General features: G+C 63.2%; 1 protein-coding gene and 1 pseudogene. Both read right to left on the bottom strand.

Annotated features, from left to right (window positions below; translation table 11 throughout):
• Positions 1–376 (bottom strand): response regulator (locus AAFM29_RS17690; protein ID WP_341714026.1); only part of this gene is annotated, 376 nt, incomplete at its 3' end.
• Positions 377–512: 136 nt separating this feature from the next.
• A pseudogene (locus AAFM29_RS17685) lies at positions 513–744 on the bottom strand (NAD-dependent protein deacylase); the annotation flags it as partial.

Here is a 744-nt window from a genome sequence, read left to right as displayed (position 1 = left end):
TGCGCCGGATATTGCCCCCCATCAGCTGTTCGACCCGGAATATCAGTTCCTCTGGATCGAATGGCTTGGTCAGATAATCGTCCACCCCTTCGTAATAGGCGATGTCCCTGTCGCTGCGCCCCGAAACGGCGGTCAGCATCAGTACGGGGACCATGGCGAGATGCGGATCGACGCGCATGGCGCGCACCACGCTCATCCCGTCCATTTCGGGCATGTGCAGGTCGAGCACGACGACGTCGGGCGTGCGAAAGCGCATCGCCTGAAGCGCGGCATGCCCGTCGCGCAACCAGCCCACGGCATGGCCCGCGCCAAACAGCGCGTCGGTGGCGATTTCGCCGACGATATCATCGTCCTCTGCGTAAATGATGCGGCCCATGATACTCCCTGCCTCCTCGCCAATGGGGGATGGGCGAAAAGCCCTGCGATCGGCAAGGAACGATCCATCCGCTATGGAGGTAAGGGTGGCGTGTGGCCGTGCTTAGGTACGATTACCTAGGGGCAAACCCTTGGCGTCACGCGGGTTTTCCGGCCAGCATCTGATCCACCCATTCTGGTACGATCTCTCCGGCCGGGCCCAGCCGCGTTTCGTCGAACCAGCCCGAACCCTGGCTGCGCTCAAGGTTCAGCTCCAATGTCCGGGCGCCGTTCGCACCCGCCTCGCGCACGAAGCCTGCGGCAGGATAGACCGCGCCCGAGGTGCCGATCGAGACGAACAGGTCGCATTCGGAAAGCGCCGCATAGATC

This window comes from Erythrobacter sp. (assembly GCF_038133525.1).
Taxonomy (GTDB): Bacteria; Pseudomonadota; Alphaproteobacteria; order Sphingomonadales; family Sphingomonadaceae; genus Qipengyuania.
Note: the sequence above shows the minus strand (reverse complement) of the source record. Positions and strands in the feature narration are given on the sequence as shown.